16 protein-coding genes and 2 pseudogenes are annotated in these 13,931 nt (G+C 40.6%); 13 read left to right on the forward strand and 5 right to left on the reverse strand.

Features of this window, described 5'->3' with window-relative positions; genetic code table 11:
• Nucleotides 1–113 (forward strand): transposase (locus IM462_RS13580; protein ID WP_036400142.1); only part of this gene is annotated, 113 nt, incomplete at its 5' end.
• A gap of 434 nt (nt 114–547) precedes the next feature.
• Nucleotides 548–1,216 carry a hypothetical protein gene (locus IM462_RS13585; protein ID WP_287704221.1) on the forward strand — a complete coding sequence of 223 codons (669 nt, stop codon included), beginning with the start codon at nt 548–550 and terminating at the stop codon, nt 1,214–1,216.
• Here the strand turns inward: IM462_RS13585 and IM462_RS13590 are convergent.
• Both IM462_RS13590 and IM462_RS13595 read right to left on the reverse strand, forming a co-directional pair.
• Complete coding sequence (locus tag IM462_RS13590; protein WP_287704223.1) at nt 1,213–1,647, reverse strand: VOC family protein; 435 nt, start codon at nt 1,645–1,647, stop codon at nt 1,213–1,215. The genes IM462_RS13585 and IM462_RS13590 overlap by 4 nt on opposite strands.
• Nucleotides 1,648–1,794: 147 nt before the next feature.
• Complete coding sequence (locus IM462_RS13595; RefSeq protein ID WP_287704237.1) at nt 1,795–2,310, reverse strand: TIGR02652 family protein; 516 nt, start codon at nt 2,308–2,310, stop codon at nt 1,795–1,797.
• 108 nt (nt 2,311–2,418) lie between these two features.
• On the opposite strand from IM462_RS13595, the gene IM462_RS13600 reads away from it, so the two are divergent.
• From IM462_RS13600 to IM462_RS13630, 7 genes are all read left to right on the forward strand, one after another.
• On the forward strand, nt 2,419–2,970 hold the full coding sequence (locus tag IM462_RS13600) for a gamma carbonic anhydrase family protein (RefSeq protein WP_046661832.1): 552 nt from the start codon (nt 2,419–2,421) through the stop codon (nt 2,968–2,970).
• A 65-nt stretch (nt 2,971–3,035) separates the two neighbouring features.
• Nucleotides 3,036–3,155, forward strand: a complete 120-nt coding sequence (locus tag IM462_RS13605; protein ID WP_012265998.1) for a photosystem II protein Y — start codon at nt 3,036–3,038, stop codon at nt 3,153–3,155.
• Nucleotides 3,156–3,527: 372 nt separating this feature from the next.
• Complete coding sequence (locus IM462_RS13610; RefSeq protein ID WP_287704226.1) at nt 3,528–4,862, forward strand: FAD-binding oxidoreductase; 1,335 nt, start codon at nt 3,528–3,530, stop codon at nt 4,860–4,862.
• Between the two features lie 215 nt (nt 4,863–5,077).
• Nucleotides 5,078–6,373, forward strand: coding sequence for an adenylosuccinate lyase (purB, locus tag IM462_RS13615; protein ID WP_004268608.1), 1,296 nt, complete (start codon nt 5,078–5,080; stop codon nt 6,371–6,373).
• 49 nt (nt 6,374–6,422) lie between these two features.
• On the forward strand, nt 6,423–6,557 hold the full coding sequence (locus tag IM462_RS13620) for a hypothetical protein (protein ID WP_256377759.1): 135 nt from the start codon (nt 6,423–6,425) through the stop codon (nt 6,555–6,557).
• 27 nt (nt 6,558–6,584) lie between these two features.
• Nucleotides 6,585–8,033: an AAA family ATPase gene (locus IM462_RS13625; RefSeq protein ID WP_287704228.1), complete on the forward strand. Its 1,449-nt coding sequence runs from the start codon at nt 6,585–6,587 to the stop codon at nt 8,031–8,033.
• Nucleotides 7,975–8,886, forward strand: a complete 912-nt coding sequence (locus IM462_RS13630) for a hypothetical protein (RefSeq protein ID WP_287704230.1) — start codon at nt 7,975–7,977, stop codon at nt 8,884–8,886. The genes IM462_RS13625 and IM462_RS13630 overlap by 59 nt, the downstream gene beginning before the upstream one ends.
• Before the next feature lie 2 nt (nt 8,887–8,888).
• On the opposite strand, the gene IM462_RS13635 is transcribed toward IM462_RS13630, so the two are convergent.
• Nucleotides 8,889–10,205, reverse strand: a complete 1,317-nt coding sequence (locus tag IM462_RS13635; protein WP_287704232.1) for an AAA family ATPase — start codon at nt 10,203–10,205, stop codon at nt 8,889–8,891.
• A gap of 402 nt (nt 10,206–10,607) precedes the next feature.
• Here IM462_RS13635 and infC point away from each other — a divergent pair, with 402 nt between their 5' ends.
• Entirely contained in the window at nt 10,608–11,138 is a 531-nt protein-coding gene (gene infC, locus IM462_RS13640) for a translation initiation factor IF-3 (protein ID WP_002736104.1), read from the forward strand.
• A gap of 298 nt (nt 11,139–11,436) precedes the next feature.
• Here the strand turns inward: infC and IM462_RS13645 are convergent, their stop codons facing one another.
• Complete coding sequence (locus tag IM462_RS13645) at nt 11,437–11,730, reverse strand: (2Fe-2S) ferredoxin domain-containing protein (protein WP_002753074.1); 294 nt, start codon at nt 11,728–11,730, stop codon at nt 11,437–11,439.
• Nucleotides 11,731–11,916: 186 nt separating this feature from the next.
• On the opposite strand from IM462_RS13645, the gene IM462_RS13650 reads away from it, so the two are divergent.
• The 3 genes and pseudogenes from IM462_RS13650 to IM462_RS13660 all read left to right on the forward strand — a co-directional run.
• On the forward strand, nt 11,917–12,618 hold the full coding sequence (locus IM462_RS13650) for an NnrU family protein (protein ID WP_008196780.1): 702 nt from the start codon (nt 11,917–11,919) through the stop codon (nt 12,616–12,618).
• An 88-nt stretch (nt 12,619–12,706) separates the two neighbouring features.
• The gene (locus IM462_RS13655) at nt 12,707–13,048 is read left to right on the forward strand and encodes a thioredoxin family protein (RefSeq protein ID WP_016514592.1); all 342 of its coding nucleotides are present in this window, start codon (nt 12,707–12,709) and stop codon (nt 13,046–13,048) included.
• 103 nt (nt 13,049–13,151) lie between these two features.
• A pseudogene (locus IM462_RS13660) lies at nt 13,152–13,406 on the forward strand (protein phosphatase 2C domain-containing protein); the annotation flags it as partial.
• A 17-nt stretch (nt 13,407–13,423) separates the two neighbouring features.
• Here IM462_RS13660 and IM462_RS13665 read toward each other — a convergent pair.
• Nucleotides 13,424–13,739: pseudogene (locus tag IM462_RS13665) on the reverse strand (ISKra4 family transposase); the annotation flags it as partial.
• Nucleotides 13,740–13,931: the final 192 nt, after the last annotated feature.

Genomic DNA, 13,931 nt, shown 5'->3' on the forward strand with positions numbered 1-13,931 from the left:
CAGTGGAAGGAATTAATAATAAACTGAAGGTGATTAAAAGGAGAGGCTATGGATTTAGAAACTTTAAAAACTTTAGTCTTAGATGTTTATTAAATTGGCATTTTGCTAGTTGATTTTACATGGTAAGTTCGGAAGAACCACTAATTTTTTTTGGAAAATTAGTTAGTTAGTACATTTCTTCTGAATGAAAACCTGAAGTTTTACTTTTAACTCAAAACTCTTTAGATATGCTTTAATTTGGTTGTCAAAACCTCTTTATTTAAGCATCAAAAACTTTCTCAATTATAAAAATTGAGAATAAATTATCCTTGACTTGATTAATGTTTGGCAACTTTTAAGAAGCTGCTACACCTAACTCACACTTACAAACAGCCGCCAACAGGTTAGGGACTTGCGCTTTGATAATGTACCTTTTGGGCGAACGCGGTTCGCCCCTACATTGTGAACAAAATCCGTCACTGAGTTAAAAAGGAAAATTGAGGTAGAATAAATGAGTGTTATCCTGTTAAAATCGAAACTACAGCATCGATCAAGGAGTGAAACAAATATGCCAGCGGGCTATGAAGAAAATCCCAGAATGCCCCTAGATAAAGTTATTTTTGTTATTGCTTGCATCTATCTAGGTTGGGTGGTGGCATGGCTAATCAGTCAAAAAAATGCCCCCATCTCTCAAAATGGCACGATTTCCCAGGAAGATAAAAAATTTATTGCCTATCTGCAATCATCCCTTGCTATTATTGATCGCCAAAGTCAAACTTCATCCCCCGATCCCAATCCTGCTGCCAAAAATAACCCTTCTCCAGTAGTGCCAGTTCCACCAGCACCACCCGCTAATTTACCGGTTAATAATAGTCCCCAGATCATAGAAAGAATTTACGTTCCTGTTTATCCCCAAACCCCTGAAACTACTGCCAAACTTGTCCCAGTTACACCCTCAAATACCGACATTTCTGCACCACCATTACCAGCTGCTCCCCAAGAAAATCGACCAGTAGCAGCGGTTATTCCTACCAATAATCAGGTGAAAAATATTCTGGTGGGGGTGATGGATTTAGGTGATCGATCTACAGCTTTATTTGATAATAAGGGCATAACTACCCGTATTTCTCCAGGGGAATTTATCAATGGTTGGACTTTAGTGGAAGTTGGTAATCAACAGGTTATTTTGTCTCGTAACGGCCAAACAAAAGTCTTAGAAGTGGGACAATCTTTTTAGGTTAAACGACGGATAAATTCTAGGGGTAAACCGTCTGTATCGGCAATAAAAGTGACTTCATAGACATGATCGCCGATCATCTGTTGTTGGGGGGGCAAAAGAATGTTTAAAGGTTGATATAAATCGGCATCCTCTTGATGGGCTTGCTGAAATTTATTTGTTAATTTTTCTAACCATTCTGGTAGATTGCTGACATTTTCTGTTAGGTCAAAAGACAAGTGATAATAACCGACATAATGCTGATCGCTAAAGGCATCGGGGGCGGGTTTCGGTTGAGGAATTTGGATTAATTCGATGCGTCCGTTTAATCCTGTTAGCCAACAGGCCAAAGTATAACCCGTGGTGAATCTTTCCTCTAGGGTAAAACCGAGAAGTTGGTAAAAAGCGATCGCCCGATGGATATTAGCCGTCCGAATAGAAGCATGGTGCATTTTCAGTGATCAGTAATCAGTAATCAGTCAGAATTCGGGGTTGATAAGCAATCCTTCATCGATCTGCCTCCCGATTCAGTTTTGAGGTTATGAGTTTATTAAGTGAGATTATTCACTGATAACTGTTTACTGATAACTGATAAATGATTAATCAAAAAGACGAAAATAGGGATAGCGTTTGGGAACCCCCGGTTCTTTTTCCAGATCAAAATTAATTACATCCCAACAGGGTTGATCGGGGGCATCGGGGCTAAATTCTACTGGTAAACCGTAGAGACGGGGAATAGTGGCTTCACCCGGTTCATTACCGCGCCAAGTAGTGTTACGTTCTAGGTAGGAACTAACTAAATCCCGATAACGGTTGGCAATAATTACTTTAGTCGCTTTAAATCCTTGAGTATAGAGGCGATCGAGTGCTTCGTGAATCTCAAAACGAATACCATCCGGGTGAGTGTGTTGACGATACCACTCACCATTCCAGAGTCGCCAATGCCGTCCTGACTGCAAGTGAACCAACTCACCCGTTTTGGGATCGGCTTCAAAAGCCCCATGGCGCGGACACAAATAGGTATCCGTCAAAGTGAGGGCGGGGATTAGCTGCCGACAGTGAGGACAATGGATATCGGGGCCAAAAACAGGGTATTGTAAACTTGCATTGATCATGGGAGAACCTAAACTAAAAATTGCTATCTTTGTACCAATAATCCTACCCATATTATACCCAACCAAATTGGACGGGTATTCTCTTTTGACTTTAGTGCAGATCCTTTCATGTCTTTAGATAACTTAAGATCAACTTCTAATTTCTGGCCCCTTGTCGATGTCAGTCAAGCGGCTTTTATCGCCCCCAATGCCACGGTAATAGGCGATATTTCCCTAGCTGTGGGGGTGAGTGTTTGGTATGGGGCGGTATTGCGTGCCGACGTGGAACGCATCGAAATTGGGGCCTATACTAATATCCAAGATGGGGCGATCCTACACGGAGATCCGGGCAAAATTACTATCCTTGAAGATTACGTTACCATCGGGCATCGGGCGGTAATTCACGCAGCCCATATTGAGCGCGGTTGTTTAATCGGCATTGGGGCAGTGATTCTCGATGGTGTGCGCGTCGGGGCGGGTAGTATTGTCGGGGCGGGTAGTATTGTGACAAAAGATATACCACCGCGATCTTTAGTGGTGGGCATTCCCGCTAAACGCGTCCGGGAAGTGTCGCCACAGGAGGCTCAAGAGTTGATCGAACACGCCGAGCGCTATGCTAAACTTGCCCTTGTTCATGGGGGAAAAGGTACTGATACTGGATTCCCAAAACGGGCGGATTAGGGTATAAATATAAAATGAGAATCAAGTAACAATCTTTTAAGCACTGACCGAGGAGAAGGAAATCTATGGACTGGAGAGTGTTAATCGTTTTAACCCCTTTGCTTATTGCTGGTGGCTGGGCTGTCTTCAATATCGGCGCTGCCGCTCTTAGACAAGCTCAACAGTTTCTCAGCAAACAAAGTTAATAAAAGTTTATACTTCTTAGTAAAACCGACCGCCTAGGCGATCGGTTTTTAATTTTTTCTTATCCAGCGATCGCTGATTGGGGTGTAGGGTGTAGGGTGTAGGGTGTGGGGTGTAGGGTGTAGGGTGTAGGGTGTAGGGTGTAGGGTGTAAGATGATGGAGAAATGGGGGAATTATGAATTATGAATTATGAATGATAACTGATAACTGATAACTGATAAGTACCTAAGCAAAATTAATTACACATTTCGATCAAGCTTTTGCCTTTTGCCTCTTGCCTTTTGCCTATCCTAACCAAGAAATTAATTTTGCACGACTACTTAACTGAATTGTCATCTCGACTAGGAAACTAATTTTACACTAATACCTAACCATGAAATCTAACTATCAAAATCTCATTCAAGAACTTGCCCATCTGGAAATTATCACCGATCCGGGGCAAGTGGCGAAACTTTCCTTAGATTATTATCATTTTAGTCCCATTTTAGAAACACAACTGCAAGATAAACGGGCTGATTTAGTCATTCGTCCCCAGAATAGCCAAGAAGTTATCGACATCGCTAAAACCTGCGTTAAATACCAAATTCCTTTAACAGTTAGAGGTGCGGGTACAGGTAATTATGGTCAATGTGTTCCCTTGCGGGGAGGAGTAATTTTAGACACAACCAAACTAACAAAAATTATCTCGATCGAACCGGGTACAGCACGGGTAGAAGCGGGGGTAAAAATGGCCTTTTTTGATAAACAAGCTCGCGCAATCGGTTGGGAATTAAGAATGGCTCCCTCTACCTATCGGACGGCGACAATTGGCGGTTTTATCGGGGGTGGCAGTGTGGGCATGGGTTCAATTAATTATGGACAATTGAAGGATAGGGGCAATCTGCAAGCAGTGCAGTTAGTCACCCTAGAAACAGAACCAAAAATTATCGAACTACGGGGGGATGAGGTAGAAAAAGTCAATCATGCCTACGGAACCAATGGCATTATTACCGAGTTAGAAATAGCCCTCGCTCCCTGTTATCCTTGGGCAGAATTTATCGTTACTTTTGCCGATTTTATCACCGCCGCTAAATTTGGTCAAGCTCTTAGTGATAGTGATGGCATTGTCAAGAAAATGGTTAGTGTTCACTCTTGGCCAATTCCCGCTTATTTTACTGCTCTTAAGGATTATTTACCCACGGGAAAAGCGGCAGTTTTGTTAATAGTATCGGACAGCGATCGAGTCGCATTAGAATCTTTAATTAAAGAATATAATGGTGAACTTACTTACTATAAAACGCCAGAAGAAACCCAAAAAGGCAACAGTATCTTAGAATTTACTTGGAATCATACCACTCTCCATGCGCGTAGTTTTAACCCCAAAATAACTTATCTACAGGCTTTCTATTTTAATCTAGCCACGGTGGAGAAACTCTATAATTATTTTGGGGAGGAAATAATGATGCACCTAGAATTTTTGAAATTTCAAGGTAAAGTTATTCCCGCCGGTCTTCCCTTGCTAGAATTTACCACAGAAACTCGATTAAATGAGATTATTGCTATCTATGAACAACAGGGGGCAGCTATTGCCAATCCTCACACTTATATCATGGAAGATGGCGGCAGCAGACAGATTAATCCCCTGCAACTAGAATTTAAACAACTCGTCGATCCCTACGGATTGAACAATCCGGGTAAAATGCGAGCATGGGTTGAAGCAAGGGGGTAGGGATTCGATTCAAGCTAAATTAAACAAGATAAGTAGGTAGGCGTTAAAAATTATCAGATGCCCCCCTTATCAAGGGGGGATTAAGGGGGGATCGAACCTAAAACACTAACCGGTGAAAAGGGAGTGGGGAAAACAAAACTCCCCGCTGCCCCCTGCCTATTCCCAGACTTGCCCCGATCCGATACAATTAAACGGTTGTCTTGGAAGAATTAATAGTGATCGAGCGTTATACTCTCCCCGCAATGGGGAATTTGTGGACGGATAGATATAAATATCAAACATGGCTAGAGGTAGAGATAGCCGTCTGTGAAGCGCAGGCAGAATTAGGCTATATTCCCGGGGATGCAGTGGAAGAAATTAAGGCAAAAGCTAATTTTGATCCCGATCGCATTTTAGAAATAGAAGCAGAAGTGCGCCACGATGTCATCGCCTTTTTAACAAATGTTAACGAATATGTGGGCGAGCCGGGGCGTTATATTCATTTAGGTTTAACCAGTTCTGATGTACTAGATACCGCCCTGTCCTTACAATTAGTCGCCAGTTTAAACCTGATTTTAGAACAATTAGAAGATTTTATTCAAGCCCTGCGTTATCGCGCCCAAGAACACCGTTATACAGTCATGGTGGGACGTTCCCACGGCATTCACGCCGAACCGATCACCTTTGGCTTTAAACTAGCGGGATGGTTAGCGGAAGTGCTACGGGGACGGGATCGTTTAATTCGCTTGCGCCAAGACATCGCCATCGGTAAAATATCCGGTGCAGTGGGAACCTATGCCAATATTGATCCCAAAATTGAGGCGTTAACCTGTCAGAAGTTAGGATTAGAACCGGATACCGCTTCCACTCAAGTGATCTCCCGCGATCGACACGCCGATTATGTGCAACAATTAGCCTTATTAGCGGCTTCGATCGAACGTTTTGCCGTGGAGATTCGCAACCTGCAAAGAACCGATGTCCTAGAAGTGGAAGAATACTTTTCCAAAGGACAAAAAGGCTCCTCCGCTATGCCCCATAAACGTAATCCCATCCGTTCAGAACGCTTAACGGGAATGGCGAGAATTATCCGTAGTCATAGCGTTTCCGCTTTAGAAAATATCGCCCTCTGGCACGAAAGAGATATTTCCCATAGTTCCGTAGAACGGGTAATGCTGCCGGATGTTTGCATTTTGACCCACTTTATGCTCAAGGAAATCACCGATTTAGTCAAAAATCTGCTGGTGTATCCCGAAAACATGAAGCGAAATATGAATGTCTATGGTGGCGTGATTTTCAGTCAAAGAGTTCTTTTAACTTTGGTGAGTAAGGGAATTAGCCGGGAATCTGCCTATAAAATCGTCCAAGAAAACGCCCATCGCGCTTGGAACACCGATAACGGCAATTTTAAAGCTTTTATCAGCCAAGATGAGCGAGTTACTGGCATTTTATCCCCCGACGAGATCGAAAGTTGCTTTGATCCCCAGCAGCACTTAAATCACCTTAATAGCATCTACCAAAGGTTAGATATTTAAGGAGCTTTCAGTGATCAGCTAACCACTAGCTTGTTGCTTTAGAAAGGTAATGACAGCGTTTTGGATTGTCGGTTGGCGATCGATCTTTTCTCAGAAAGCGATCGCTGTTCGTTTCTCGATCATGGTTGCGTTTGAAGATAAAACTAAAGAATCGGCGCAAGCGAGTACGAATCGGGTAAAATAAGGGTCTGTATTCGGAGTGTTCGTTTTTATGATGAAAATCAAACTCTGGAATTTAGGTAGTATTAAAGAGGCAGAAGTGGATCTTCGGCCTCTAACCGTTATTATTGGCCCGAATAATTCTAATAAAACTTATATCGCCTACTCGATTTATGGGTTATGGATTAATCATCGTGACGGCCTTTTTTTTTCTAGTGAAATTTTAGAAAAAATAGAATTTACAACTCAAGCCGATCATTGGTCTTTAAAAATAGACCGACGTTTTTATGATGTTATATCCGAAATTGTTCAAAAGTCCGCATCTGAATTTAGCGGGATAAAACTACAATCTTTTTTCCAAGATTCTAGCGGCAAGATTTTTGAAAAAACGAAATTCAGTATCGAAATTTCCGAAGATGATATTAAAACAGCTATAGAAAAAGTTTTAGCGCATATAATTGAGTATCGCCAGTCATTAGCTTCATTTGGAATCAAGAAAATCGAGCGAAGCGACAACAATAATGAGATTTTATTTTATCCAGAAAAAGAAGCTGAAATTTATGATTATAAAAACATGGTTCTTCTTGATTTTGTTGCTGGTGTTGTAACATTTTCATTTTCCGACGCACTTCCTTTACCCGCCGAAAGAAACGTTTTTATAAATACCTATAAAGTGCTGGCTAATAGAAGATATAAGCTACTTAAAGAGAATCAGAGAGAGCTATTGATACAAGGACGTATTAATCGAGATAGACAGTTAGAGTTACTAAAAGAACAGGGGGATATTCGATATCCTCAACCAGTAGAGGATTTTTTAGATTTTTTAACTGACATAGAACTAGAAAATAAGCCCGATCCCATTGCCAAAAACAAAAATGATTTTCAAAAATTAGCCGATCAAATTGAAAAGTATATTCAAAATAACAATAAAACAATCTTTAAAAAGACTAAATTCGGAGGCAGAGAAATTAAAGTTTCGGTAAAAAGAAGTTTAGAGATCGATCTTTATAATGCTTCCTCGTCTATTAAACAATTAGCCCCGCTTTTACTCTATTTGCGCTATCGAGCAAAATCGGGGGATTTTCTGGTGATCGATGAGCCTGAAATGAACTTACATCCAGAATCTCAGGTAAAATTGTTAGAATCTTTAGCGATTTTAGTAAATTTAGGAGTTAGAATTTTATTGACGACTCATAGCCCCTATTTGATGGCTCATCTTAACAATATCGTTAATGGTAATCACCAAAATCCAGAACTTTTAGCCGAACAAGCTAAATTGCTTTATCTGCAAGATAGCCGAGGTTTTCTTAAAATGGAACAGGTTAGCGCCTATGAAATAAAAAATAATAAATTACTTTCTTTACACGACCCTGAATACGGTATTCGTTGGGATACTCTCAGCGATGTATCAGTTGATATTCAACAAAAGTTTTTTGCAATTTATGAAGCAGGACAACAAAACCAAGAAACCGAAGAAGGATGTTCCTCAGAAGAAGAATAAACTCGATTGGCAGAAATTTAACTTTTTAGAAAATTTGCTTATTTTCTGTACCGTACCCGATCGGATCGCTCCACCCGAAAGCGGTGTCAGCTTTCGGATTACCAAGCCAGAAAAAGATTCCGTTTGTATTTTATTTAAAACTGATCGTCAGAAGGATCCTCTCGTTAGAAATCAAAAGCAGAAAAGACCTGATTATTTATCTCTTTTTATTCAGAATGACTTACTTCTGCTGACAATTATCGAGATGAAGGGAACTAATAAAAATTCCACGAGTACAGGTATCGAACAAATTACAACTTTTAGAGATATTTTAAAACAAGAAATTGCCGATCATGTCACCAGTAAACTCCAATATAAATTACAAGCTATCCTATTAACTCCCTATAATGCCGATATTCCTCGAAAGGCGATCAAAGAGGAAGCGGAGAAAGGATTTATTATTTTACCTATCCAGTATGATTCTAAAGCGGAGCTTTATCGTTATGTTTCCAAGACTTACAGGAAAGCGGATTTAAGCAAAATAAATTATATTCACGACGAGCAACATAAAGAATCCGATTGTTTGTTAATCGAAAAATTGTTGGCTAGACAAGCATCGGACAAACGTAAACAGGATAACTATTATTCATGTAAATTCACTCCCGCCAAAGATAGACAAGGCATCTATATAGATTATCAGGTGTCGAGCGATCAAGACTGGATCACCCTATTAACCGATCCGCAGGGAAAGAAAGTTCAATTGGCTTACTGTAGTGATGATTCTCAAAGTTCAATCGATCAAATTCAGGAAGAGATTAAAAATTTAAACCTATGTCGAATGGTAGAGATGGTAAGTCGCCTAATCAATAGTTAGTATTAAAAAAAGGTTAATTGCTTTTTATTCTCTTTGATAACAGGGTGAAAATTACTGCTTTTCATCTTAATTCGCTTCCCTTCAATAGTGGATATTATAGTGGTAAGTTGAGAAAGCCAAATGCTGACATTTTCATCATCTTGCCAATTAATTAATTGACTCACCAGAACTGGAGAATGAGTGTTCACTATTACTTGGCGTAAAGGCATTTCAGTATCTTTAAAATCGACAGTTAGCTCTTTTAATAATCTTGCCATTGCTTCAATACGAAAAGGATGAATGCCATTTTCTGGCTCTTCAAAACACAGTAATCCTGTGTGTTGTCGGTCGTATTGCAGGACACATAATGTTAATAAACGTAGGGTTCCTTCGGAAAGCACTCTCGAAGAAAACTCCCGACCATCATCACCTTTTACCTTGATAATAAATTGTCGATTTGCTTTGTCGTCATAAACATTAACTTCTGTAAGATTCGGTAGCAGATTATTGAGATCACGGGAAATTGCTGTGAGGGTATATTCATCATTTTGTTTAATGCGAAATAAAGCAGCGGCTAAATTCTTTCCGCTTGCTGTTATTGTATCTCTGATGCCCATATCTTGACGCGTAGGTTCTCGCAGATCTTCGGGATTAAACTGCATAAACTTCCAACTCAGCATTTCTTGTTTGGCGGCTAATATATGTTTAAAATCTATAGTATTAATGCTGCTTAAAACAGTTTGTGATGCGTTTTTTGCGGGAAATACTTTTTTATTTCCTTGTTGACCGTCTTGAGGTACAACAATGGTAGCAATACCATTAATATCTTCAGTCTTAATATAAGGAATCGCTCTCCTACCCGTTACTACTTTTGGTCGCCAAGTTTCCAATACTGTCTTAGGAATATAATTTTTTACCCAATTATCTTCATTGTGCTTTAAATTTTCTAAACGTTCATCAACAATATACAAGTTTTCAAATCCACTTATATTAGACTCTCGTTTAATTTTTAATTGATAGCGCAACCTTGTATATTTAAGATCGACTTCCCCACCCCAATTATCTTTTACCTTGCGATTGACTAACATTTCAACTATAAATTCCATTTCCGTGGCGTAGTCGTCCTCATCATATTGGGTAAAAAGTTCGCTAGGATGTCCTCGTTGCTCGCTAAAAGCCGTCTTCAGATCTACTTCTGCCAACCGCGCCAACAATTGCAAAGCATCAAATAAATTACTCTTACCAGAAGCATTAACCCCAGCAACTACAGTAAGCGGCGTAAATTCCATTTCAAAATTATGAAAGGATTTAAAGCCATGAATTTTAATATAAGTAATCATAGTTTTAGGCGATAGGTAATATTAAAACATCAGCGCGACATTTAACCATACTGGACAATCTTCTCAGCTTTCGCCTGATACCGTCCTACTATAATCTAGACATTGGTTTACAGGGGTAGTGCGATGCCGCCGATTTTGTCGGGTGCGTTACCTGCTGCAACGAGGGAGAACGCACCTTACCGATCGATTCCTGAGAGTATAGGGTCTTAGTCTGACAAAACCCATAGACAACAGCTTATCTGGCTGACGGCTGGGGGCTGACGACCGGCGGCTAAAAATTAACATTGCAAGAAAACTTAACAATTGGCCAAGAAACTCGATCGAGTAGGTAGAATAGCAAGTAAACCATTTTGTAAACTCCAACCGATTAACTAACTAGAATAGAGATAACCCAGAACGCCTGTGATAGATAAAAGACGCACTACTCGCGATCTCCCCCAAATTAACGAAAGAATCCGCTTTCCCGAAATCCGCGTTATCGATAGCGACGGCTCTCAACTGGGAATTATTACTCCTGCCGAAGCTTTGCGCGTGGCCGAAGAAAAGGAACTTGATCTCGTCCTCGTCAGTGAAACGGCAAGTCCTCCCGTTTGCCGGATTATGGACTATGGTAAGTACAAGTTTGAACAGGAGAAAAAAGCCCGCGAAGCCAAGAAAAAACAGCATACAGCCGATATAAAAGAAGTTAAAATGCGCTATAAAATCGATGAGCATGACTACAACGTGCGAGTCAACCAAGCGCAACGTTTTTTAAAAGCGGGAGATAAGGTAAAAGCGACGATTACCTTCCGAGGTCGGGAAATTCAACACTCTAACCTAGCGGAAGAATTACTGGCTCGCATGGCCAAGGATTTAGAGGATGTAGCTGAGGTACAGCAAGCACCAAAAAAAGAAGGTCGTAACATGATGATGATGTTATCGCCGAAAAAATAACTAACTAATCCAGAAAAAGGGGCTAAGTCCCCTTTTTTGTTCTTCGGAAATCCCGAAAGGAACCCGATCATTTAAGTAGCTGGTTATAATTAAATTAAAAATGGATTTTAGGTTCGATCCCCCCTGCCCCCCTTGATAAGGGGGGTGTCTGATAATTTTTAACGCCTACCTACTTAAAACAAATGTATTATCCGAGAATTAAGTCTCCAGATTGCAATCATAGGCATTCACAGGGGTTAACCTAGGAGCAAAAGACTATTGTGAAGCATAGTCTAAAAATTGATGACCGAGTTTACTGCTATTGAGCGTGAATGCGTGGATGGAGTAAACGCTCGACCGGTTGACCGTTTTTTAAATGTTCTTCGACAATCTGATTGACATCCTCTGGTTTAACACGACAGTACCAAGTTTCTTCGGGAATAATCCTCACCGTGGGGCTAGTGCTACACTGTCCTTGACAACCACTGGTCATAACGATGACATCTTCTGGGAGCGCTGCCGTTTGCCAAGCTAAAAGAAGCTCGGACGCACCCTGCACCAAACAGGAAGAATGCTGACAGACCATCACAAATCGCTTTTGGGGATAAGACATATTACCTAAAAAGTTGCAAAATTAGATAGTTCCCCGGTTATATTCTTGGGAGTCGCTTTGGGGAAGCATAGTTTTATTTTGCCCCGAATCCCCGATACTGGCAACACAAAAAAAAGGGGCTGAAAATTAACCATCAATCTTTAAAATAGAATTGGGAGAAAAATTTAGTCAATCAAGAGGGTAAAAGTGGCATTCGCTAGTCATTGGATCATGTTAGGTTTATTATTGGGTTTTGCTGTTGCCCATAGCGGATTAGCCAGTTTACGAATGGGGGGAGAAGCTATCATCGGTGCGCGACTGTATCGGGTATTATTTGCCCTTGTGAGTATTCCTCTAGCAGTAATTTTAGTAGTTTATTTCTTCAATCATCGTTATGATGGTTTGCTTCTCTGGCAAGTACAGGGAGTAACTGGAGTTAAAACCCTAGTTTGGATACTTTCGGCCATTTCTTTTTTCTTTCTCTATCCTGCCACCTTTAACCTGCTGGAGATCGCCGCTATCCAAAAACCCCAGGTTCATCTCTACGAAACCGGCATCCTGCGCGTTACCCGTCATCCCCAGATGGTAGGACAGGTGATCTGGTGTATTGCCCATACCCTCTGGTTAGGGACAAGCTTTACCCTATTGACTTCCCTAGGTTTAATTGCCCATCATCTTTTTGCTGTCTGGCATGGCGATCGCCGGTTAGAAGACCGTTACGGAGAGGCATTTTTAAAGATCAAAGAACGCACCTCAGTGGTCCCCTTTTTAGCAATTATCGATGGTCGGCAAAGCCTAAAATGGCAAGAATTCCTTCGTCCTGCCTATCTAGGGGTAACAGGGTTTATTTTACTCCTCTGGTGGGCGCATCCTTGGCTAATGCAAGCAACAAGTAAAATTTATTGGTGATTTTGCTCCCAACCCCTTTCCTGTTGATCCCGATTGGTGTAGAATGGCTTCTATATCAAAATAAAATTTTCATAAAATACGTTTAGACATGATACTATCTGTCAACGAAAAGAGCTTCCCTAAGCTAGTTTTAGAGTCTTCTCGTCCGGTTCTCGTGTATTTTTGGGCACCTTGGTGTGGTTTATGTCGTTTAATCCAACCCACCCTCTTTTCTTGGCAAAATGAGTGTCAAGATGCAATTCAATTAGTCGGTGTCAATGCCGATAATAATTTTAAATTAGCTAATAGTTTTCGTCTGCGTAGTCTGCCTACTTTAATTCTCTTCGATCGAGGTGTTCCGGTTCACCGTCTGGAGGAAATTCACAGTCGCGAGGAATTGCAACAAACCCTGCGACTAATAGTCAAAAATCAAATCCCGCGTTCAGCTTAAGGGAAAGATATCTTTTCTGATGGGTTCTGTGGTTAAAATGTATTCTAAGATACGGTAACGCCGGTGGGTGAGTGGAACGAACCACAGAGACACAGAGGACACAGTTGCTTCTAGTAATGCTTTGGAGGATATGCAAATAAAAGTTTTAACCGAGCCAGTTGCCTTTATTTGTGTGGCGACGGATGGAGTGGAAAAGGTATCTATCGATTATAAAAATTGGCAGCCTTTTCCGCCTTTTTTTCAGCCATTAGAAGAATATTTACAACAGACAAAAACTCCATTAAAGGAAGACCTCAAAGAATTTTTAGAGCGGGAGGATTGGGAGCATCTCACCTTTGCAATAAGTAGAAATGCTTAATGAGATCAATAAAAAAGTTAAAAAAGGCAACCATTTAGATAAGCACAGCGATGACGAAGGACTTGCGGTACATTACCAGATTCCCAACTTGCACCAGTAATTTTAAGACGATGAGCAATTTGTTTAATTTTTGATTCAACAGAGCCAGAGCCAATCGAAATGCCCTCTGCCTGCAAATAACCATAATTGACAATTCGATGTTTATGCTTGTTCAAATAAATAATAAAATTCTCCACTTGCGGCTCTGACCATCCTTCGCGCACAAGAGATAGCAGCATCCACCTTACCCATCCAAAGAAAAGACTTGACCTCCTCAATCCTCTGGAATGACCCCCAACTTTATTAGACCTCTTGCATAATTTTTTTATGGTATAATATAATGTCTTGCTTTTTTCTCAATTCTTAGATTGAAGTGGAAAAAAGAATAAAATGTGATCTTAGGTCAGGAAATCATCTATAATTTTGCTATGTTTATTAGCAAAATTATGGATTATCAAAACTTATCAGATGAACAATTCAAACGCC

It is taken from the genome of Microcystis sp. M144S2 (genome assembly GCF_020246065.1).
Classification (GTDB): domain Bacteria; phylum Cyanobacteriota; class Cyanobacteriia; order Cyanobacteriales; family Microcystaceae; genus Microcystis; species Microcystis ichthyoblabe_A.

Bases quoted from the DNA above. Each gene is read 5' to 3' on its own strand.
- IM462_RS13620 (WP_256377759.1), top strand. From the start codon at position 6,423: ATGACAGCGTTTTGGATTGTCGGTTGGCGATCGATCTTTTCTCAGAAA.
- IM462_RS13625 (WP_287704228.1), top strand. From the start codon at position 6,585: ATGATGAAAATCAAACTCTGGAATTTAGGTAGTATTAAAGAGGCAGAA.
- IM462_RS13600 (WP_046661832.1), top strand. From the start codon at position 2,419: ATGTCTTTAGATAACTTAAGATCAACTTCTAATTTCTGGCCCCTTGTC.
- IM462_RS13590 (WP_287704223.1), bottom strand. From the start codon at position 1,647: ATGCACCATGCTTCTATTCGGACGGCTAATATCCATCGGGCGATCGCT.
- IM462_RS13595 (WP_287704237.1), bottom strand. From the start codon at position 2,310: ATGATCAATGCAAGTTTACAATACCCTGTTTTTGGCCCCGATATCCAT.
- IM462_RS13605 (WP_012265998.1), top strand. From the start codon at position 3,036: ATGGACTGGAGAGTGTTAATCGTTTTAACCCCTTTGCTTATTGCTGGT.
- IM462_RS13630 (WP_287704230.1), top strand. From the start codon at position 7,975: ATGAAGCAGGACAACAAAACCAAGAAACCGAAGAAGGATGTTCCTCAG.
- IM462_RS13655 (WP_016514592.1), top strand. From the start codon at position 12,707: ATGATACTATCTGTCAACGAAAAGAGCTTCCCTAAGCTAGTTTTAGAG.
- IM462_RS13635 (WP_287704232.1), bottom strand. From the start codon at position 10,205: ATGATTACTTATATTAAAATTCATGGCTTTAAATCCTTTCATAATTTT.
- IM462_RS13610 (WP_287704226.1), top strand. From the start codon at position 3,528: ATGAAATCTAACTATCAAAATCTCATTCAAGAACTTGCCCATCTGGAA.
- IM462_RS13585 (WP_287704221.1), top strand. From the start codon at position 548: ATGCCAGCGGGCTATGAAGAAAATCCCAGAATGCCCCTAGATAAAGTT.
- IM462_RS13645 (WP_002753074.1), bottom strand. From the start codon at position 11,730: ATGTCTTATCCCCAAAAGCGATTTGTGATGGTCTGTCAGCATTCTTCC.